Source organism: SAR86 cluster bacterium, assembly GCA_023703615.1.
Lineage (GTDB): Bacteria > Pseudomonadota > Gammaproteobacteria > Magnimaribacterales > D2472 > MED-G85.
This window is the reverse complement of record CP097971.1, coordinates 12,324-33,732: the sequence shown is the minus strand read 5'-3', so window position 1 is coordinate 33,732 and position 21,409 is coordinate 12,324. Positions and strand designations below refer to the sequence as shown.

General features: G+C 32.2%; 24 protein-coding genes. 9 read left to right on the top strand and 15 right to left on the bottom strand.

Going from position 1 to position 21,409, the window contains the following annotated elements:
• Positions 1–15 precede the first annotated feature (15 nt).
• Genes yihA through M9C80_00160 form a run of 3 tightly spaced genes read left to right on the top strand, consistent with a single transcriptional unit; the run spans position 16 to position 2,058 of the window.
• Entirely contained in the window at positions 16–594 is a 579-nt protein-coding gene (gene yihA, locus M9C80_00170; GenBank protein URQ69609.1) for a ribosome biogenesis GTP-binding protein YihA/YsxC, read from the top strand.
• A gap of 3 nt (positions 595–597) precedes the next feature.
• Positions 598–1,095, top strand: coding sequence for a hypothetical protein (locus M9C80_00165; GenBank protein URQ69608.1), 498 nt, complete (start codon positions 598–600; stop codon positions 1,093–1,095).
• A gap of 54 nt (positions 1,096–1,149) precedes the next feature.
• Entirely contained in the window at positions 1,150–2,058 is a 909-nt protein-coding gene (locus M9C80_00160; protein URQ69607.1) for an alpha/beta hydrolase, read from the top strand.
• A 23-nt stretch (positions 2,059–2,081) separates the two neighbouring features.
• Here the strand turns inward: M9C80_00160 and polA are convergent, their stop codons facing one another.
• Positions 2,082–4,754 (bottom strand): DNA polymerase I, encoded by a 2,673-nt coding sequence (polA, locus tag M9C80_00155; protein ID URQ69606.1) that lies wholly within the window; start codon positions 4,752–4,754, stop codon positions 2,082–2,084.
• A gap of 30 nt (positions 4,755–4,784) precedes the next feature.
• Between polA and M9C80_00150 the strand changes: the two genes are divergently transcribed.
• The 4 genes from M9C80_00150 to M9C80_00135 all read left to right on the top strand — a co-directional run bounded on the left by M9C80_00150 (position 4,785) and on the right by M9C80_00135 (position 9,553).
• Positions 4,785–5,303: a disulfide bond formation protein B gene (locus M9C80_00150; GenBank protein ID URQ69605.1), complete on the top strand. Its 519-nt coding sequence runs from the start codon at positions 4,785–4,787 to the stop codon at positions 5,301–5,303.
• Positions 5,304–5,505: 202 nt separating this feature from the next.
• Complete coding sequence (locus tag M9C80_00145; protein ID URQ69604.1) at positions 5,506–7,059, top strand: phosphoenolpyruvate carboxykinase; 1,554 nt, start codon at positions 5,506–5,508, stop codon at positions 7,057–7,059.
• Positions 7,052–8,545, top strand: coding sequence for a glutamate--cysteine ligase (gene gshA, locus M9C80_00140; protein URQ69603.1), 1,494 nt, complete (start codon positions 7,052–7,054; stop codon positions 8,543–8,545). The genes M9C80_00145 and gshA overlap by 8 nt, the downstream gene beginning before the upstream one ends.
• A gap of 9 nt (positions 8,546–8,554) precedes the next feature.
• Positions 8,555–9,553, top strand: coding sequence for an NADPH:quinone oxidoreductase family protein (locus M9C80_00135; protein URQ69602.1), 999 nt, complete (start codon positions 8,555–8,557; stop codon positions 9,551–9,553).
• Here M9C80_00135 and M9C80_00130 read toward each other — a convergent pair.
• From M9C80_00130 to M9C80_00110, 5 genes are read right to left on the bottom strand one after another with little or no spacing between them, the layout of a single operon-like run.
• The gene (locus tag M9C80_00130; protein URQ69601.1) at positions 9,550–10,185 is read right to left on the bottom strand and encodes an SCO family protein; all 636 of its coding nucleotides are present in this window, start codon (positions 10,183–10,185) and stop codon (positions 9,550–9,552) included. The genes M9C80_00135 and M9C80_00130 overlap by 4 nt on opposite strands.
• Complete coding sequence (gene cyoE, locus M9C80_00125) at positions 10,186–11,046, bottom strand: heme o synthase (GenBank protein ID URQ69600.1); 861 nt, start codon at positions 11,044–11,046, stop codon at positions 10,186–10,188.
• Positions 11,043–12,017: a COX15/CtaA family protein gene (locus M9C80_00120; GenBank protein ID URQ69599.1), complete on the bottom strand. Its 975-nt coding sequence runs from the start codon at positions 12,015–12,017 to the stop codon at positions 11,043–11,045. Before M9C80_00120 ends, cyoE begins: the two co-directional genes overlap by 4 nt.
• Positions 12,017–12,568 (bottom strand): hypothetical protein, encoded by a 552-nt coding sequence (locus M9C80_00115; protein URQ69598.1) that lies wholly within the window; start codon positions 12,566–12,568, stop codon positions 12,017–12,019. The genes M9C80_00120 and M9C80_00115 overlap by 1 nt, the downstream gene beginning before the upstream one ends.
• Complete coding sequence (locus M9C80_00110; GenBank protein URQ69597.1) at positions 12,558–13,256, bottom strand: SURF1 family protein; 699 nt, start codon at positions 13,254–13,256, stop codon at positions 12,558–12,560. Before M9C80_00110 ends, M9C80_00115 begins: the two co-directional genes overlap by 11 nt.
• Before the next feature lie 34 nt (positions 13,257–13,290).
• Between M9C80_00110 and M9C80_00105 the strand changes: the two genes are divergently transcribed.
• The gene (locus M9C80_00105; GenBank protein URQ69596.1) at positions 13,291–13,509 is read left to right on the top strand and encodes a DUF2909 domain-containing protein; all 219 of its coding nucleotides are present in this window, start codon (positions 13,291–13,293) and stop codon (positions 13,507–13,509) included.
• On the opposite strand, the gene M9C80_00100 is transcribed toward M9C80_00105, so the two are convergent.
• The 9 genes from M9C80_00100 to purE form a co-directional block, all read right to left on the bottom strand.
• Positions 13,510–14,424 carry a cytochrome c oxidase subunit 3 gene (locus M9C80_00100; protein URQ69595.1) on the bottom strand — a complete coding sequence of 305 codons (915 nt, stop codon included), beginning with the start codon at positions 14,422–14,424 and terminating at the stop codon, positions 13,510–13,512.
• Entirely contained in the window at positions 14,421–14,987 is a 567-nt protein-coding gene (locus tag M9C80_00095; GenBank protein ID URQ69594.1) for a cytochrome c oxidase assembly protein, read from the bottom strand. Before M9C80_00095 ends, M9C80_00100 begins: the two co-directional genes overlap by 4 nt.
• Complete coding sequence (ctaD, locus tag M9C80_00090; protein ID URQ69593.1) at positions 14,987–16,567, bottom strand: cytochrome c oxidase subunit I; 1,581 nt, start codon at positions 16,565–16,567, stop codon at positions 14,987–14,989. Before ctaD ends, M9C80_00095 begins: the two co-directional genes overlap by 1 nt.
• 16 nt (positions 16,568–16,583) lie before the next feature.
• Entirely contained in the window at positions 16,584–17,735 is a 1,152-nt protein-coding gene (gene coxB / locus M9C80_00085; GenBank protein URQ69592.1) for a cytochrome c oxidase subunit II, read from the bottom strand.
• A 128-nt stretch (positions 17,736–17,863) separates the two neighbouring features.
• Complete coding sequence (locus tag M9C80_00080) at positions 17,864–18,064, bottom strand: YheV family putative metal-binding protein (protein ID URQ69591.1); 201 nt, start codon at positions 18,062–18,064, stop codon at positions 17,864–17,866.
• On the bottom strand, positions 18,057–18,872 hold the full coding sequence (gene aroE / locus M9C80_00075) for a shikimate dehydrogenase (protein ID URQ69590.1): 816 nt from the start codon (positions 18,870–18,872) through the stop codon (positions 18,057–18,059). Before aroE ends, M9C80_00080 begins: the two co-directional genes overlap by 8 nt.
• Entirely contained in the window at positions 18,865–19,770 is a 906-nt protein-coding gene (gene hemF / locus M9C80_00070) for an oxygen-dependent coproporphyrinogen oxidase (GenBank protein ID URQ69589.1), read from the bottom strand. Before hemF ends, aroE begins: the two co-directional genes overlap by 8 nt.
• A gap of 2 nt (positions 19,771–19,772) precedes the next feature.
• Positions 19,773–20,330 (bottom strand): Sua5/YciO/YrdC/YwlC family protein, encoded by a 558-nt coding sequence (locus M9C80_00065; GenBank protein ID URQ69588.1) that lies wholly within the window; start codon positions 20,328–20,330, stop codon positions 19,773–19,775.
• Entirely contained in the window at positions 20,331–20,831 is a 501-nt protein-coding gene (gene purE, locus M9C80_00060) for a 5-(carboxyamino)imidazole ribonucleotide mutase (protein ID URQ69587.1), read from the bottom strand. It lies immediately after the preceding gene.
• Between the two features lie 64 nt (positions 20,832–20,895).
• Between purE and def the strand changes: the two genes are divergently transcribed.
• Positions 20,896–21,390, top strand: coding sequence for a peptide deformylase (def, locus tag M9C80_00055; GenBank protein ID URQ69586.1), 495 nt, complete (start codon positions 20,896–20,898; stop codon positions 21,388–21,390).
• Positions 21,391–21,409 lie beyond the last annotated feature (19 nt).

Sequence of the window (21,409 nt, the reverse complement as noted above, 5' to 3'; positions counted from 1 at the left end):
GATATAAACAATAAAATGAAAAACCTTTTTAAAAATACAGAATTTGTTTTTGGTGTTACAAAATATAAAGATCTTCCGGATGACCAAGGATTTGAAATATTGCTTGCTGGTAGATCAAATGCAGGTAAATCAAGTGCGTTAAATGTATTAACTGATAACTCAAAATTAGCAAGAATAAGCAAAACACCTGGAAGAACAACAGAAATAAATTTTTTTAAAGTTAATGATGATCTTATGTTGCTTGATTTGCCTGGATACGGGTATGCAAAGTCTAGTAAAGCAAAAAAGAAAGATTGGAGTCCGTTAATTGGAGAATATTTTCAAAAACGAAAAGCATTAGGTGCTGTGGTGATATTTATGGATATTCGTCATCCACTCAAAGAAAGCGACTGGGAGATGATTCATTTGTGCAGGAACTATAATGTTCCTTTCATTCCAGCTCTTGCTAAAAGTGATAAATTATCAAATAACAATATTGCTAAAGCAGTATCATTTATAAAAGAAAAGATCCCTGAATCAAAGCCTGTCGCTATATCATCAAAAGATAAGATAGGCTTTGAAAAACTCTCAAAACAAATACTAAGTTATACTTAATTAATGTTGGAATATCAAAATCAGAATTGTGATTTAACCCTCCAAGAAGGTTTGGAGTGTTATTACAAAGCTTTTCCTAACACTACCAAAATATTTGAAGATGACGAAGAGTCTGGAACTTTGTTAAGAGATCATGACTGTACGCATGTAATTTTTGGACTTGATACCTCTATTGAACAAGAGGCTATTTTAGATACTTGGGTTATTTGGGGTAGTAAATGGAAATTGAAATACATATGGGGTTATCGAAGTCTTCCTCAAATAAAGCAACTTTTTAAAGATCTCTTTAAAGAGTTTGGTATTTTTGGTTTTCTAAAAATATATTGGAAACTTGGAGGAATCAAAAGAAAAACTATGTTTAGGGCTTTTAAGATGAAAAAGAAATGGCCCTTTAAAATGCCTGAGGAATATCTAGGTGCAAAAATATCAGATTTAAGAAGTGAGCATGGCATTAAAATTCTTCTTCCTGAAGAATTAAATTATACGCATATAGAAAGATAAGATGAAGGTAGATGTTTTGAATATGATTAGTAAGTCATTTGAAGAAATATATTTATGAAAAAAATTCTCTATCTTTTTTTAATATTTATTGTTATTCCAGCTTTTTTATATTTCGCTCTTGATAGGGAAAATATTGATATTGATGAATTTAGATTAAATTCTGGTTATCAAGAGGTTAAATTAAGTGCGGGCATTACTTCGTACAAAGATATTGGAGATAAAAATAACAAAGTTATTGTTTTAGTTCATGGTGCTACTTTTGGATCACTTGCATATGAAGAATATGTAAATGTCTTTCTTAATAATAACTATAGAGTCATAACCTATGATCAATATGGAAGAGGCTATTCAGATAGAGTTCGAAACAATGTAAGCATTGAACTTATGGAACAACAACTTAGAGAGCTGATTGAGCATTGTGAGGTTGAAGATGTAATATTGTATGGGGTCTCTTTTGGTGCTGCAGTTGTAGCCAAATATGCCTCAAATAACCTAAAAAACATTAGCTTTATTGGTTACCAAGTTCCACTTATTAATTCTGCAAATGTCCCTTTGTTATCAATAGTAAAAATTCCTTTATATGGTGACTTATTAGTTAGAGGATTTTTAGTTCCTGGTGTTTTAGAAAGAATAGATGAATATGAGGATTTAATGGATAAAAAGTTATTAGATCATTACATTGGACAATTTGATGTTAAAGGAACAGAGAATTTTTTTAAAGAGTTCTTTTTAGGTAATGCTATGGGGAATAGGCTCTACGATCATAATATTATTGGGAGTAATTTTATCCCTAGCTATTTTGCCTATGCAGAAGACGATATGGAAATAGATTCGAAACTAATTGAAGAAGCTATTAAAAACTACAGTAATCCAATAGTTAAAAAATATTCTGGTGGTCATTTTTTTTCTACTGGTATTGAAAGAAAGATAGCTCAAGAATTCATAGACAGTATTAAAAAATAATAAGCGTAATAATAAAAAGAGCTTTAATGAGCTTCATTCCAATTCAAACCAATTGCTGCATCAGCTATTAAAGGAATTTTCAGTTCTACTGTATCTTCCATAGTGTCTTTCATCTTTTTCATAACTGCATCTGCTTTGTTTTTTGGACACTCAAAAACTAATTCATCGTGAACCTGCATTATCATTTGTACATCTTGCAATTCATTTAATAAAAGTTCATCTATATCTAACATTGCTTTTTTGATGATGTCAGCCGCTGATCCTTGAAGTGGTGCGTTAATAGCTGCTCTCTCTGCAGCTTGTCTCCTAAGACCATTAGCTGCATTTATTTCGTTTAGATAAAGGCGACGACCCATGATGGTTTCAACATATTTATCTTCTTTTGCTTGAGCTTTTATATTGTCCATGTAGTCCCTAACCCCTGTATATCTGGCAAAATAAGTATCAAGATATTCTTGAGCTTCTCCTCTTGGTATTCCTAATTGCCTCGTGAGACCAAAAGCTGACATGCCATACATCAATCCAAAATTAATTGCTTTGGCACTTCTTCTTTGGTCTGGACTAACATCATCAATTGATACGCCAAATACTTCTGCAGCAGTTGATGAATGAACATCTATATTATTATTAAAAGAATGCGTAAGATTTTTGTCTTCAGATAAGTGTGCCATTATTCTTAATTCAATTTGAGAATAGTCAGCAGAAATTAAAACATTTCCATTTTCAGGCACAAAAGCCTCTCTAATTCTCCTTCCTTCAGCTGTTTTGATTGGAATGTTTTGTAAATTTGGTTCTGTTGACGAAAGTCTTCCTGTTGATGTTATTGCTTGTTGATAAGACGTATGAATTCTTTTTGTTTTTGGATTTTCTATGTTAATTAAACTATCAGTATAAGTAGATTTTAATTTTGCCAATGTTCTGTATTGCAAAATAATCTTAGGGAGTTCATAGTCCTCAGATAATCTTTGAAGTGTATCTTCATTTGTTGAGGGCTGACCCTTCGGCGTTTTTTTTAAAACGGGTAGTCCTTGTTTTTCATATAAGATCTCTAGTAGCTGTTTTGGAGAGTCTAAATTAAATTCTTCTCCAGAAATTTTGAATGCTTGTGATGTTAAATCAGAAATTTTTTCACTTAATTCTTTTGAATGATTGGATAGCTTTTTTTTATCAATTTTTGCTCCGTTTTGTTCGACTCTTGAAAGAACGTGTACAAGAGGATATTCAAGATCATTTAACAACTTTTGCTGTGTTGGTTTTTCTTTTAACAACTTATTAAGAACCTTATAAAGTCTTAGAGTAATATCAGCATCTTCAGCAGCATAATCAGTAGCTACATCTAGCTTAACTTCAGCAAAACTTATTTGCTTTGAGGCTGTTCCAGTAACATCAGTATATTTTGTTGTTTTGTAATTTAAATAAAAATCAGCCAGCCTATCCATTCCATGTCTAGTAGCGGTGCTATTTAATACATATGACATAAGCATTGTATCTGCTAGAAATTTTGTAATCTTAATTCCATGTCTTGCAAGTATGGGAATATCAAATTTAAGATTTTGTCCTATTGCTTTTTCTTGATTATCTTCTATCGCGGAGCCAAGGCTTTTTATCACATAATCCATTTCCAATTGTTTGGGACAATCATCGTATTGATGACCTAAGGGTATATAACATCCTTCATTTTCAGAAACTGATAAAGAAATACCAAGAAGATTTGCTGACACAGTTTGAACAGAATCTGTTTCTGTATCAATTGCGAATGAATTACATTCATTAATTTTTAAAATCCAATTATTTAGCTCTTTTTCAGTTAAAACTGTCTCGTATTTATTATCTTTCTTTGTAGCAGGAGCTTCTTTAACTGAATTAGGATTCGTAAATTCTAACTCTTTAAAAATTCGTTCAAGTTCGTCTTCATTTGGATTTGCAATCAAGAGATCTTCAAACTTAACTTTTAAGTCAACATCTCTTTTTAAGGACACCAATTCAATATTTCTATCTAAATCAGTTATAAATCCTCTTAAATTATCTCCAACAACGCCTTTTATGGAATCTGCATTGGACTTAATATTTTTAATGTTTTCGAATTCATTTAGCCATTTGGCAGCAGTTTTCTGACCTACTTTTGGTATGCCTGGAATATTATCAGAAGAGTCGCCAGTTAATGCTAACAAGTCCCTAATTTGTGTGGGTTTTACCCCAAACTTATCTAAAACTTTTTCTTCATCAAAAATTTGATGAGTCATGGTATTCATCATTGATACCTTGGGATCTTCTACTAATTGCATTAAATCTTTATCAAGTGAAGAAATAACACATTTTAAATTTCTATTCTTTGCCTTTTCTGCAACAGTTGCGATTACATCATCTGCCTCAACTCCATCTATAATTAGTAATGGAAATCCTATTGCCTTACAAATTAGTTTGACTGGTTCTATTTGTGATCGAAGATCGTCTGGCATAGGTGGTCTATTTGCTTTATATGAAGAAAAAATATCATTCCTAAATGTTTTACCTTTTGCGTCAAATACAACAATGATAGGCGACCCTTCAGAATCCTTTTTAAGTGTCATCAACATATTTGTGACGCCTTTTATTGCTCCAGTGGGAATACCTGTAGATGTAGAAAGTGGTGGCATAGCATGAAAAGCCCTATACAAATATGAAGACCCATCAATTACAAATATTCTATCTTTCATAATAAAAATTTATATGTATACTCCCGAATAATGATAACGAAACTTTTAAAGTTAATTAAAATAGTTTACCAAAACTATTTTGAAATAGCGTCTTGTTTATGTGCAACATTAATAATTTTGATAGCACTTTTGTTAGACAATCTTCTAAATTTAAATGCATGTCCATTGTGTATTTTAATAAGATATATTTTTGGGTTGATAGCTTTGATTTCATTAGTAGGCTTTTTTGTAAAGAAATTGAATTATGTAGTTAGATTTTTGATATTAAGCTTATCTATTTACGGTATAGTTATTTCATCTAAATTAATCTATCTGCAAAACCTCAGCTCTGAGGAAATAGCGTTGTTAACTCCAGGATGCGATATGCCCCTCGCAACACAGATTGAATATTTTGGACTCTTTGAAGGTCTTGCAAATGTTTATAAAGGTGGTCCATCATGCGCTTTGGAAGTATGGCGATTCATATTTAATTTTGCTGAATGGGGTTTAATATTCTTTTGCGTTTATTTTATTGCTAATCTATTTAAGACCATGACACATTTTAAATAATGCAGCTCATCTATATTTGTATTTAAACTACATAAATTACATAGATATATCCTATTTCTAGGCTATTAATTAGAAATATTGACTTTTTTTAGTTAATAATCTTTACTTCACTACATTAATTAATAAAATTTATTGAAATACAAGCATATTTAGACTTACTTGCTTATAATTACTCACCCCTTAAGGATTAAAAACATAATAAATGACTGATGATAATAGCTCGACCTCAATAGTGTATGAGCTTACAAATGACGAACTAATTCAAAAAGCTGTTGATAACAATGAGGGTGTTATAGCAGATAACGGAGCTTTCTCAACAGCAACAGGTGCTCGAACTGGTAGAAGTCCAAATGATAGATTTATTGTAAAAGAAAGTACGACATCTGATTTAATTGATTGGGGTGAAGTAAATAAACCTTTCGATGAAGTTAAATTTGACGTTTTGTGGGATAAAGTTGAGAGATACATGGCAGAAAAAGATCGCTATACGTCAAAAGTGCATGTAGGCTCTCATGAAGATCATTATTTGCCAGTTAATGTTAAAACTGAAACTGCATGGCATAGTCTATTTTCTAGATTGATCTTTGTGGTACCTGAACAATACAATTCTTCTAATAAGAAGGAATGGCAAATTTTAAGTGCCTCAAACTTTGTATGTAATCCTGAAATAGACGGTACTAATTCAGAGGGATGTGTAATATTAAATTTTGCAAAAAGAAAGGTTTTAATTGCTGGAATGAAATATGCAGGTGAAATGAAAAAATCTATGTTTTCTGCACAAAATTTCTTATTGCCGGAGAAAGATGTTCTGCCAATGCATTGTTCCGCAAACGTAAATGCAGATTCAAAAGTTTGTTTATTTTTTGGTCTATCTGGCACGGGTAAAACTACATTGTCTGCAGATCCATCCTGTTCTTTAATTGGCGATGATGAACATGGTTGGAGTGAAGGTTCTGTATTTAATTTTGAAGGCGGTTGCTATGCCAAAACAATAAACTTATCAGAAAAAAATGAACCAGTTATTTATAAGGCCATTAAGCATGGCAGTATTATTGAAAACGTTGTTTTAAGTGACGATTTAAATCCTGATTACGATGATACATCTCTCTCAGAAAATGGTAGATGTTGTTATCCAAGAACACATATCCAAGATGCCATAAAAGAAAATGCAGCAGGCGAGCCAGAAACAGTGATATTTTTGACATGTGATCTAACAGGATTAATTCCTCCTGTGTCCATACTTTCAAAAGAAGCAGCAGCATATCATTTTCTAAGTGGTTATACAGCTAAAGTAGGTTCTACAGAAATTGGTTCAAGTAGTGCAATTGAGTCAACATTTTCAACATGTTTTGGTGCGCCTTTCTTTCCAAGACCCGCTGGAATTTATGCGAAATTGTTAATGAAAAGAATTGAAAAGTTTGGTTCAAAAGTTTACTTAGTTAATACAGGCTGGACTGGTGGTCCTTATGGAATTGGATCGAGGTTTGATATTCCTACAACAAGAAGAATAATCAATGCTGTTCAAAATGGAGAACTTAAAGGAGTTGAAACAAAATTTATAAAAGGTTTAAACCTAGAAGTACCTGTTGCTATAGACGGTGTGGAATCATCTCTTTTAAATCCAGCCGAAACATGGGAAGATCAAGAAAAGTATAATGAATATCTCAGCAAACTAGTTGCTAAATTCCAAGAAAATTTTAAAAAGTTCGAAGTTGGGACAGAGATAGTATCTGCTGGTCCTGGCTTTGATGTCTAGTGAACTTAAAAAAAAACTACTCTACTTAAAGAGTATTGACTTCTTTAGTACTTTAGAGATTCAAAGGGGAATTGAAAAAGAATCTTTGCGTGTTGACAAAGATGGTGCTATTTCTGAAAAGACTCATCCGATCGGGCTTGGTTCTTCCTTAACAAATCCATATATAACAACTGATTTTGCCGAAGCTTTAATAGAATTTGTTACGCCAGTTTTTAGTGACATTAATGAGTTATATGAATTCTTACTTTCACTGCATTCTTATACAGTTAAAAATTTAAAAGATGGAGAACTGTTATGGGCATTTTCTATGCCACCTAAAATTTCTGATGAAAGCTCAATAAGAATAGCTGAATATGGAACCAGTAACATTGGAAAGTTAAAAAATATTTACAGAAAAGGTCTAGAGGTTCGGTATGGAGCTACCATGCAATGCGTTGCAGGTATTCACTATAATTTTTCAATAAGTGAGCAATCAATGGTTAAGTTAATTAATAGTAACAAACAAGATGATATTGATAGTGCTTATTTAAGCTTAATAAGAAATTTTAAAAGAGTTTATTGGTTTATTTTAAGTGAATTTGGTGATTCTAGTATTGCTGACGGATCGTTTGTAAAAAATCGAAACCATAATTTAGACATAAACAAATTTGGAGATGTTTTTAGTGAAGGTGCTACCTCTCTACGAATGAGTGAAATTGGCTATCAAAGTGAAGCTCAAAAAAATTTAAATATAAAATATAATTCTCTTGATGAATTTTTAATAAAGATTAAAGAAGCTATTCTCGCGCCATACAAAAAATTTTATGATTTAAAATTAAGAGATAAAAATATGGAATTTCAACAAATTTCATCGGGTATTTTACAAATTGAGAATGAATTTTATGATTCCATTAGGCCAAAAAGATCTGGCGAAAGTGGGCAAAGACCCTATGAGCTTTTGAAAGAAAAAGGTATTGGATACGTTGAAGTTCGTGGGATTGATTTATCTTCAGAAAGTATTATTGGTATTTCAAAAGATCAAATTAGAATACTAGATTTAATTCTTCTTCATTGTCTTTTATTGCCTAGTCCTTCAATTTCAAATGAAGAAATGCAAAAAATAAAAGAAAGTGATGAAAAAATTATTAATTCTGGGAGATTGCAAAATATAAAAACTTTTTATAAAGGTAAAAATATAGAGTTAAGTAGTGCGCGAGAAGATTATATAAATGAGCTAAGTATTATTGCTAATAATTTAGATGAAAAATATATTCAAGCCGTAGCAAAACTTTCAATAAATAAATTCAATTTAAAAATAAGAACTAGCTTCCATGATCACGCATTGAAAAAATCAAAAGAGCATTTCAATGAATTAAAAAAAATATCTAATATTAATGATGATATCAAGATTAAGGTTAATGAATCCCTTAAAAAATTTGATAAGATAAATAATTCAAATGAAATTAGTATCGATAAATTTATAGAAACATACAATTCAAAATTGTAGGGGGTTGGTATGAAAGCATTACAATGTACAGAATTAGGTGGGCCTGAAAAGCTAGAAGTTAATGACGTTCCAGAACCTAAAGCTATTCAAGATCATGTTGTAATAGATAACAAAGCTGCAAGTGTAAATTTTCCTGATGTTTTAATGATTCAAGGGTTATATCAGTTTCAACCAGAACTTCCCTTCTGCCCGGGTGGCGAGTCTTCAGGAATTGTTTCTGCTATTGGCGAAGGGGTAAAGAATATAGAGATTGGTGACCGAGTATTTGCAATGACTGGTCTTGGAGCTTTTGCAGAGAAAATTGTTGTTCACAAAAGTTCAGTGGTAAGGATTCCGGAAACAATGAATTATGAAACTGCTGCAGCTCTTCCTATGACCTATGGAACTTCTTTATATGCTCTAAAACAAAGGGCAGAATTAAAGGAAGGAGAAACGTTACTTGTTCTTGGTGCTGCTGGAGGCGTTGGGCTTGCAACAGTTGAGCTCGGAAAAGCTATGGGTGCTAAGGTTATAGCTGCAGCATCTACTCAAGAAAAAATAGACTTATGCATAAAGCATGGTGCTGATGAGGGTTTTATCTACCCAAGTGGAAATCTTGATAGAGATCAACAAAAAAAACTTTCTTCAAAGATTAAAGAATTAACCGGAGGTATTGGTGTGAATGTTGTTTATGATCCAATTGGTGACGCATATTCTGAGCCATGCATAAGAGCAACGGCTTGGGATGGAAGATATTTAGTAATTGGATTTGCAGCTGGGGAAATTCCAAAGATCCCGATTAATCTTGCTCTTTTAAAAGGTATGAAGATTGTTGGAGTATTTTGGGGTGCATGGGTTGGAATGTTCCCAGAAGAAAATAAACAGAATTTTCAAGAGCTTTTTGAACTGCATTCACAAGGAAAAATTAATCCAGAAGTTTCAGATTCATTTTTATTAGAGGATGGTGCAAGTGCAATTGCTCATTTAAAAGATAGGAAAGCAAAAGGCAAAGTCATAATAAAAATTTAATTTGTTATTGATTGGTATGTTAGGGAAAGTCTTGGAGTGCTGAATGGTGGTCGAAATATACCAACATATTCACCATTGGGATTGAATAAAATAATATTATTAACGTGATTATCTAAATGAGAATGATCTGTACTATTTTTTGATGGATTAATATTATTAACAGAAAGTTGAGTAGCTAAACTTAGCAACATAGCTCTTGAGCTGCTTGCTCCAATAAAACTGCTATCAAATCCTTTGGCATAAGTATCTATCTCGTTAGGCGAATCTCTCTCTGGATCTATGCTAATTAAAATCCATTGTTTGTCGTCAAGTTTAGAGCCTTTTTCTCTTAAGATTTTTATTAGTTTCGATAGTTCGTACATTGTAGTTGGGCATTCGTCTGGACATCTGGAAAAACCAAAATACATTAATGTCCACTTACCGATTAAGTCCTCTTTTGTAAAAGATTTATTGTTTGAAGTAAAAAATTCAAAATTAGAGATTTGTTTAGGTTCATCAAAAATATAAAGCCCATTTATTAACAAGTCATTTGTACTTAAAGTTCTAGGTGTTGTTAATTTATTTATGAATAAAGCAAGAACCACAAATATAAAAAGAATTATTATTATTATATTTTTTTTTATAGCGTTCATTTATGAGACAAAATGATCAACCAAAAGACTTAAGAATATTAAGAAAATATAATAAATTGAAAAATTAAATGTTTGCATAGCAATTTCAATATCATCACTTAAATATAATTTTATACTATAGAAAAGAAAAATTAATCCAAGAATGATCGCTGAGATTAAATATATAAAACCTGACATTAAAACTACATATGGTAAAAGGCTTACTATAAATAAAATTAATGTATATAAAACTATTTGAAGTTTTGTAAAAGCAACTCCATGAGTTACTGGCAACATGGGAATTGATTCTTTTGCATATTCATCTTTTCTATAAATTGCTAAAGCCCAAAAGTGTGGAGGCGTCCATACAAATATTATTAAGACAAGCAGTAAAGCGTATGGATCAATTGTATTTGACACAGCTGACCAACCAAGTAAAGGAGGAGCAGCACCCGCCAGACCTCCTATGACAATATTTTGTGGCGTTGCTCTTTTTAAATAAATGGTATAAACAAATGCATAGCCAATTAAAGAAGCTATTGTTAGTACCATTGTTAAAGTATTAACAAACATAAATAAAATGAGAGATCCTAAAGATCCAATAAAAAATGCAAAACATGAAGCATGAAATGGGCTTAATTCCCCTTGAGGAATAGGTCTTTGGTCAGTTCTTGTCATTGCAGCATCTGCTTTTCTATCTATAACTTGATTTATTGCTGCTGCCGATCCTGAGCAAAGAGCTATGCCAATCAATGAAACTAATAAGTAAGAGTATGATGCCACTGAATCTTCTGCTAATAACATACCGACAAGAGCACAAATGAGCATCATGTATACTACGTTTGGTTTGCACAAATCGTAGTAACTTTTAATAACTTTCATTTTTTCCAAGCTAAATGATTTACTGAAAATACTGCAAGCAATAATAAAGCGGCCACAAGATTATGTCCTATTGCAACATATAGAGGCAACACATAAACTACATTGATAATACCCAGTGTTATTTGAGTTAAAAGGAGTATACCGAGTGTGGAAGCCATTGGAGCTGCAACACTAAACCACAGCTTAGACATCAAAATTAAAAAGATTATTGTTAATAAAATAGCAGAAACCCTATGGGAATAATGAATTGCCACTCTTGCAGGATTATCAAGGAGGCCATATAAATAATTAGGTCCAACCTCTTGATTAAGATTGAATCCATTTTTGAAATCCATTTCTGGAATATAAGTACCTTGACACGTAGGAAAATCCGCACACGCCAATGAAGCATAATTTGTGCTGGTCCATACTCCTAAAAATATTTGAATTAGTAAAGCAACAAAGGCAACTGCTGAAATTACTTTAAGGTGTGGTATCTTCATAACATCCACGCTTTTGAAATTTCCAGATCTTAAAAAAATATAAAAAAATAAAGTTAATGTAGTAAACCCTCCAAATAAATGAAGAGTAACAATTATAGGTAGTAATTTTAAGCTAACTGTTAAATAACCAAATAGTCCTTGGCAACATATGAAAATTAGAAGCCCAAGAGACCACCATTTTATGTTGTTTTTCTCTTTTAACTTAAACGAAAAATAAGTTAAAAAAATTGCAAGTAAGCCTAAAGATGCCGCAAAGTATCTGTGAACAACTTCTGGTATTGCTTTATTTATGTCATAAGGAAAGGACGGATATCTTGACTCTGCAAGCGCTATCTCAGCATCATTTGTTGGAAATACAACAAAACCATAACATCCTGGCCAATCTGGACAACCTAATCCTGCATCAACAAGCCTAGTCCATGCACCAAGTGCAATAACTACAAAAGCCAAACAAACACCAAAAAAAGATAAATTTTGTATATTTTTCATTAAATTAATACCTTTAGATCCTTTAATATTTTTTTTGGATCTATGTTTGGATCAAAATACATCACTGCCCTTCCATATGGATCAATTATGAATATTGGATTCTCAATATTCATATCTATTTTAGAATTCTTTTGAAGCACTGATAATAAAACTCCATTCGCGTCATTTACTAATTCTGTTCTAGGAAATTCTGTTATTAACATTTCAATATCACTAGATATAGATGCATTTGAATAAAATGCAACCCTCTTAAGTTTATTAATATCTCTATTTAGCGCAATATTTAATTGCCTCATTAAATACAATGACTTAGCAGATTTTTCTGTATCTGTAATGTATACAGCAGCTATCCATTTTCCATCTTCAAAAGACAATATAGGATTCTCTGAGCTAATATTATTAAACTGATCAAAATTAAAATAACTCTTAAAAAAAATACCATTGTTTTTTGTATTTTCTGGGGCATATCCATATGAAAAAAATAGTGTTGATAAAGAAACAACAATGATGGGTGTTAACAAAATCAATGCTAAGAATATTTTATTTTTCATTCTTAAATCCCCACCATAAATACATCGCAGCAAGTGCAATTAACATAGTAAACCACTGCGCTGAATATCCATAATGCTTTGAAGGAAGCATGTTAGTTGGCACTGGCTTAATGTATTCAAGACTATCTTTTAAAATAGGTTCTGCCAATAATACGTATGGAACTAAATCTACTTCATAAGCTTTATTTATAACACCTAAATTTTTCGTTTGAGATATTTTTGGCCAATCTCCGTAAACAAGATCATCAGATAGAACAAAACCTAATTCATGATTTTCAAGCAATCCTGTAACAACTACTTCTTCGTTTTTTATACTAATATTTGGTTTTATATTTCTATTTTTATTCTGAGGCACCCACCCTCTATCAACTAAAATAAATTGGTTGGAACTAGCAATTTGCAATGGTGTCAAAACCTTATATCCAGCGAGTCCTTTATTTATAACATTATCAATAATAATCTGTTTTTCCTTTTGCCAAGTGCCTTTGACTCTCACTCTGTCCCATTTTTGTGATTTGTCTGATATTACTGAAGGTGCTTTAGAAGTATTATTCTCAAATTGATCTAAGATACTTTGTTTGTCTTGACCTCTTTCGATTTGCCATAAACCCAATGAAAAAAATACACAGGAAAAAAATACAAAAAATATTGTGACTTTTATTCCAGGATTAAATTTATTTTTTTTCATATCTATTAAAGTATATATGCTTTAAAATTTTATTATGATTACCATTCTTATCTATATTGTTTTAACACTTTTACTGCTATCTCTCGCTGGAGGTTTATTTTTTTTACTCGTCGATAAAGGTGATACTGGTAGAAAAAGGACAGTATATTTGCTCGGTCTAAGAGTATTTTTTGCAGCTTTATTAGTAACATTGGTGGCAATTGGTCTTTACACTGGAGAGCTTGGAAATAGTGTTCCTTGGGAAGATTCTTAATTAGAGAATATAAACAAATAAAAATAACATAACCCATACCACATCTACGAAATGCCAATACCACGAGGCAGCTTCAAACCCAAAATGATCATGCTCTTCAAAATGACCAGCAAAAACAGATCTACCAAGCATAATTGCTAACATAAAACCACCCATCATTACATGAAATCCATGGAAACCAGTAAGCATAAAGAAGGTTGAACCGTATATACCAGAATTTAAAGTTAATCCATAGTGAGCATAAGCTTCATAGTATTCAGCTGCCTGCAAACCTACAAAAATAAGCGCTAGAGTAACTGTTACACCTAAAAATCTATTAAATTTTTTTCTGTCTCCATTCTTAAGTCCTAAATGAGCAAAATGTACAGTTACGCTTGAGCTCAACAAAACTATTGTATTCCAAAGAGGTAACCATTCGAGAGCATGATTCCATCCTGGCCAAGCCATACTTTTTTCAGCGAGAACAAACCCATCACCTTGGTCTGGTGTAACTATTACAGGCCATGTTGATTCAAAACCCTGCCATAGTTCTATTGCAGAAATGCCAATTCCTTTTTCACCTTCACCAGCTAGCCATGGAACTGCAAGCGTTCTTACATAAAATAATGCACCAAAAAAGGCTGCAAAAAACATGACTTCCGAAAAAATAAACCAAGCCATGCCATAGACATATGATTGTTTAAGTTGATTTGAATCTAGTCCAGCAAGATGTTCTTTTATGACCTGTCTAAACCAAAAAAACATAGTCAAAAATAAGCATCCTAAACCTGAATAAAGTATATAAACTGAATTACTAGAGGGATTATCTAAATTATTAATTGTGCTTGAGGCACCCATAACAAGTATAAATAGTGATACTGCCATGAAGATTGGAAACCTACTTTGGTCAGGCACATAATAACTTCCTCCACTCATAACTTTTGGTCCATATCTGATTTGTGATGAGCTAAAGTCTCATCATTGTAATTAGTAATGTCGAAAATAGTATATGAGAGTATTACATTTTTAATATTCTTAGGAAGTTCATCAGAAATTAAAAGTCTTACAGGTAGAAGAGCCTCTTCACCAGGCATTAGTTCTTGCTGTTCAAAACAGAAACACTCAAGTTTTTTCATATGTGCAGCAGCATTTGATGGAGCAACACTTGGAACTGCTTGAGCAATCATAGGCTTATCAGTTGGGTTTTTGACATAGAAGGAGGCAGTATAATATTGACCGGTTTTAATCTTCATTACTTCTTCTGATGGTTTAAATACCCATGGCATCATTTCATTATTAGTTGAAATAAATTGCAAGGAAAGGTCTCTGCCGTTTGTGATAACTAATTTATCGTTTTCTTCTGATTGAAAAACTTTTCCATTAATCCCAGTAACTTCACAAAAAACGTCATATAAAGGTACAAGTGCAAAAGCAAATGCAAACATTAAGGGCACTGCAATTAAAAGATTCCTTAAAGTTTTTTTTCCTTTATTATTCATTAATCAATTTTTGGCGGTGTTGAAAAAGTATGGTACGGCGCAGGCGAAGCAACAGTCCACTCTAAACCTTGTGCGCCTTCCCAAACCTGATCAGTAGCTTTTTTACCACCCATAACAGTTTTAAGCACTATAAATAAGAACAATAATTGAGAGAATCCAAATAAGAAGGCACCCACTGTAGAAACCATATTCCAATCAGCAAATTGTAGTGAATAGTCAGGGTATCTTCTTGGCATGCCAGCAAGACCTATAAAATGTTGAGGAAAAAAAGTAACATTTACGCCAATAAATGATAACCAAAAATGCAGTTTACCTAATCTTTCGTCATACATATTCCCTGACCATTTAGGAATCCAATAATATACAGCAGCCATAATAGAAAAAATTGCTCCTGGCACTAAAACATAATGAAAATGTGCTACAACAAAATAAGTGTCATGGTATTGAAAGTCTGCAGGAACTATTGCTAACATCAAGCCTGAAAAGCCACCAATTGTGAAAAGAACAACAAAGGCACAAGCAAAAAGCATAGGCGTTTCAAATGTAATTGACCCTCTAAACATAGTAGCGACCCAATTAAATACTTTAACTCCTGTGGGGACTGCAATAAGCATAGTAGCCCACATAAAAAATAATTCAGCTGCTAATGGCATCCCAACTGTAAACATGTGGTGAGCCCAAACTACGAAGGACAGAATAGCAATTGATAGCATAGCCCATACCATTGAGGAGTACCCAAATAACTGTTTTCTAGAAAATGTTTCAATTATGTGAGAAACAATACCAAATGCTGGCAATATCATTATGTAAACTTCCGGATGTCCAAAAAACCAAAATATATGCTGAAATAAAACTGGATCTCCACCTCCGGCAGCATTAAAGAAGCTTGTGCCAAAATGAATATCCATAAGCATCATTGTCACTGCTCCAGCTAGAACTGGCATTACAGCTATAAGAAGATAAGCAGTTATTAACCATGACCATACAAATAATGGCATTTTCATTAAAGTAACTCCAGGTGCTCGCATATTCATAATTGTTACAACAACATTAATGGCTCCCATTATTGAAGATGCTCCCATAATATGGACTGAAAATATAAAGAAAGTAACACTTGGTGGAGCATACGTTGTTGATAACGGTGCATAGAATGTCCATCCAAAGTTAGGCGCACCTCCTTCCATAAATAGTGAAGACAACAAAATAAAAAATGCAAAAGGTAAAATCCAGAAACTAAGGTTATTCATTCTCGGTAAAGCCATATCTGGTGCACCAATCATCATTGGTACTAACCAATTTGCTAAACCAACAAATGCAGGCATAACACCTCCAAAGATCATAATTAAGCCATGGAGCGTAATCATTTGATTATAGAACTCGGGCTCAACAATTTGCATTCCTGGTTGGAAAAGTTCTGCTCTAATAACCATGGCCATGGCTCCACCAATCAGGAACATTGCGAAACTAAACCACAAATATAGGGTTCCTATATCTTTATGATTTGTTGTATAAAGCCATCGTGTAAGACCTTTAGCTGGTCCATGATGATCATCGTGATGATTTTCTATTACTGCACTCATAATATAATTCCTTTATCTAAATTTTTGGTTCTTTATATGTCACAATGTCTTGAGGTAAAACAACAGTTCCATCTCCTTTAGCGTCATTTCCCCAACTCTGTCTGGTGTAAGTTATGACTGATGCCAATTCTACCTCTGATAAATAATCAAAAGAATTCATAGCTGCGCCCTGAACTCCTTCCATTAGTATTTCAATGTTTCTTGGTTTATTGTTTAATACAATATCACTGCCTGCTAAGGCGGGGAAGATTCCTGTTATGCCCTCTCCATTGGTTTGGTGACAGGCAACACAATTAACAGCGTACACATCTTGCCCTTTTGCTATTAGTTCTTCGGTAGTCCAATTTTTGGTAGTTTGTTCTGCAAGTTTCATTGCAGCTTGCTTTTTGTCATTTATCCATTGATCATATTCTTCTTGCTCAACGGCCTTTACAACGATTGGCATAAAGCCATGATTTTTTCCACATAACTCAGTACATTTACCTCTATATGTGCCAGGCTCATCAACAATAGTCCAAGCTGTATTGACGAATCCAGGTATTGCATCTTGTTTAATTGCAAAAGCTGGCATCCACCATGAATGAATAACATCATTTGCTGTAATCAAAAACCTTATTTTTTTTCCAACAGGTATGACAACCATCTCATCAACTTCTTGAAGATAATTTTCACCTTTAGGAACTAAGTTATATATCTCATCAAGGTCAGTAGAAAGGTTTGCAAAAAAACTTACATCATCTTCTAAATACCTGTATTGCCACTTCCACTGATAACCGGTTACCTGAATATTTATGTCGCCAGCCTCATCATCGTATATCTTAACCAGGGTTTTAGATGCTGGTATTGCCATAGCAATTAATATTAAAAATGGAATTATTGTCCAAGCAATTTCAACTTTCGTACTTTCGTGAAATGTTGACGCAACTGGATTTTTTTTCTTTGTATGCGCATACATCGAATAGAACATTACTCCAAATACAACAACACCAATTGCAACGCATATCCAGAATATAAGCATATGAAGTTCAAAAACTTCGTTACTTACACCTGTGACGCCTCTTGTCATGTTTAGAGCAGACCAATCAGCATTAATATCTGTTGTGTAAGATAATAGAACAACAAATATTTTTACAATATGATTGTTTATCGATTTAGTTATATAACTCATGTTTCTCAATATAAAGTGCTATAAAAATAAAGTTTAATGATAATGTATTATAAACTATCTATATATAATAACCAAAGTTTTCTGTTAAATAATTTGGTGCTTATAATATCTTTTTGTCGATTATATTACTAGCGTTTAGTTTTTTTGTAATCTTCAAGATTAATAACATTGATGTTTGCTTGTTTGGAATTTTTTTCTTTTGGGCGATCTTCTTTATAATCACACTTAACACAATAAATCTGATCATTTTCTCTATTAATTGCGATGCTATCCATGGCTTTACATGATGGACATATAGCTCCAGCAATGAATTGAATGAATTTAGTCATTTTTTAGATTGTTCATATCGTTCAATACTTTATCAATAGAAGGCATTATGCCAAACCATATTTTAAATGAGTACGCTGCTTGGTTAACAAGCATTCCTGTTCCGTCAAATACAAATTCTGATTTTTCCTTTGCCCACTGACAAAATGGTGTTGATGTTAATGAGTAATTTAGATCATAAAAACTTGGTTTATTACTAACTTTTAATTTAGGTGGCTTAAATTCACCAGTCAAACCAGCAGAACTTCCATTTATAATTACATCAAATAAATTTTCATGATCGTCAAAAATATTTAAGCCAAAGCTTTTCTCATATTTTTTTATGAGCTTAGCAGCCTTTGATTTTGTTCTATTCATAAGAAATATAGTTTTTGGTTTTTTTTGGATAATATTAAAAAGTATGCTTTCTACTGCAGCACCTGCACCAATAATAAGCACATTTTTATTTTCTAATAAAATCTTCTTTCTGTTCAAATCCTCAACAAAACCGATACCATCTGTTGAATCAAGATAAATTTTTCTGTCTTTCTTGTTAATAGTATTTACCGCTTGTATTTGCGAAGCTTCTTTAGAAAGAGTTCCTTTCAAATTATATGCTAATGATTTTAATGGCAAAGTAACATTTAGTCCTTTTGATGAACTATCTGCAAAAAAATCTTTTACAAAATATTCAAAATCATCTGGTTCAACCTTGAAAGGTCTGTAGTCAATATAAATATTTTCTTGTCTTGCAAATCTTGATTGTATAAAAGGCGATAAGGAATGTTCGATCGGTGATCCTATAACCCCCAACTTATATTTCTTAGTCATTCCAATTCTTATTAAAAAATTTTAAGAGCTTTCGTTCATTTTTAGTAACATACTCATTTTTACTGTAATTCCATTTTGCTTCAATTGGCAATGATGCGAGTATTGATTCAGTCCTTCCTTTTGACTGAAGTCCAAAAGCAGTTCCTCTATCATTAAGCAAATTGAACTCTACGTACCTTCCTCTTCTAATCTTTTGGAATTCTTTTTCATTTTTACCATATTTTAATTTGTTTCTATTATTTACAATTTTTAAATAAGACTCTTTATATTGATTAGCGACAGACATAAGCATGTCAGATGTTTCACTAAGTGTTTTTCTTTTAAAGTTGTCAAAAAAAATGCCGCCTATTCCTCTTCTTTCGTTTCTATGTGGTAAAAAGAAATATTCATTACAATTTTTAGAGAACTTTTTATATAAACGCTTATCATACTTATCCAAAGTTTTTTTTGCAGAGCTATGCCATTTGACGCAATCATCTTTAAAGCCAAAATATGGTGTTAAATCATAACCTCCTCCACTCCACCAGTCTTTAATTTGTTTATTTTTAGTTAAAGTACAAAATAAACGAATATTCATGTGACTTGAAGGTACATATGGATTTCTTGGATGTGCAATTACAGATATTCCTATTGCATGAAAACCATATTTTGAAGATTGAATCATTTTATTGCCTAAAGCTGAGTTTGGTAGTGATCTACCTTTGATTGAAGAAAAATTTACTGCACAATTATCAAAGAACTTCCCATCCTGAATAACAAATGTTACTCCGCCGCCGCCTTCTGATCTTTTCCATCTATCTTTTGTAATAATAGCTTTTGATTTACCTTCTATAGATAAAAAAGTATCAATAATAGACTGATGATTTTGCCTAAAAAGCAATTCAACATTTTTATTCATATTTACCTAATAATTTTTCTTGTTTCTAAATCAATAATGTTAGATGGTTTTAAGTTTCCACCCAAGGGTGCATCATAATATGCAATGGTAGGATCATCAAAAGTTTTTAAAATATCAATTGGATTTGCGATAGCTTTTTTACCCGAAATATTAGCTGACGTTGAAATCATAAAATTTTTGTAACCTTTACCAAGTGCATTTAAATGATAGTAATCGCTTACTCTTATTGCTATTTTTCCTGTTTCATTTTTTAAATGACTAGGTAATTTGTTGTTAAACTTGATTAGTAATGTATTTGGCCCCGGCCATTTAGATGAAATAAAATTCAATTTGTCATCATTAATATTATCGGCAAAAAATAGTGCTTTTTCGATTGAATAAGTTAATAAAATAAAGTTTTTATTTTTTGACCTTTTCTTTAATTTATATATTTTATCAATTGATTTTTCATTCTCTGCATCACAGCCTATACCCCAAATAGATTCTGATGGATGTATAAGGATATTGGATTGCTTCAACCAAGCGATGGATTGATCTAAATTAAATAATTTTTGTTTCAATTATGAATTTAGTGCTTTGTCTTTTTTAAGAACTTCCTCTTTCATATTATTTCTATAATCTAGTAACTTATTTGAAAGAGTTTCGTTATAAGTTGCAAGTATTTGAACCGCTAGAATTGCGCTATTTTTGGCTCCACTTTTGCCTACTGCAACTGTTGCAACTGGAACACCTGGCGGCATCATTGCAGTTGAGAGAAGTGAATCTATTCCTCCCATACCTCCAGACTCGATTGGTATACCAATAACTGGTCTAATTGAGTGAGCAGCTATGGCTCCAGCCAAATGTGCAGCCATTCCAGCAGCGGCAATGAAAACTTTACAACCATTTTGTTCTGATTTTTTAATCAGGTCCATTACCTCATGGGGAGTTCTATGGGCTGAAAGGACATTTTTTGTATAATTTATCTCAAATTCATCTAAAATCGGGAAAATAGCCTCTACAATTGGCAAATCTGAGTCTGAGCCCATTAAAATCGCAATATCTAAGCTGTTATCAGTCATTTTAAGTAAAAATGTTTAAAATATAGATTATAATCATCAAAATTATAATAGAAATACTACATTTATGATAGAAAAACTTAAGATTTTGACTTTTCCAGATCCTAGATTGAGAACTGTTGCAAAGAAAGTAACAAAATTCGACAAAAGTCTAAAAAAACTAGCAAATGATATGCTTAAACTTATGTACGAACAAAATGGAATAGGTTTAGCAGCCACACAAGTAAATCATCATATTAGACTAATTGTTATTGATATAAGTGAAAATAAAGATGATCCTTTATTTTTTGTAAATCCGGAGTTTAAGGTCATTAGCACTGATACTACACTATCGTTTGAAGAAGGTTGTCTTTCTGTTCCCGGATTCAATGAAGAAATAACCAGACCTGACAATATAATTCTTGAATGGCAAGATTTGGATGGAAAATCCCATAAGAACAAGCCTTCAGGCATTCTCACTGTATGTATTCAACATGAAATTGATCATCTTGAAGGTAAATTAATGGTAGATTACATAAGCCCTATAAAAAGAGACCGAATTAGAAAAAAACTTTCTAGGTAAATAGAAGATATTAAGATAT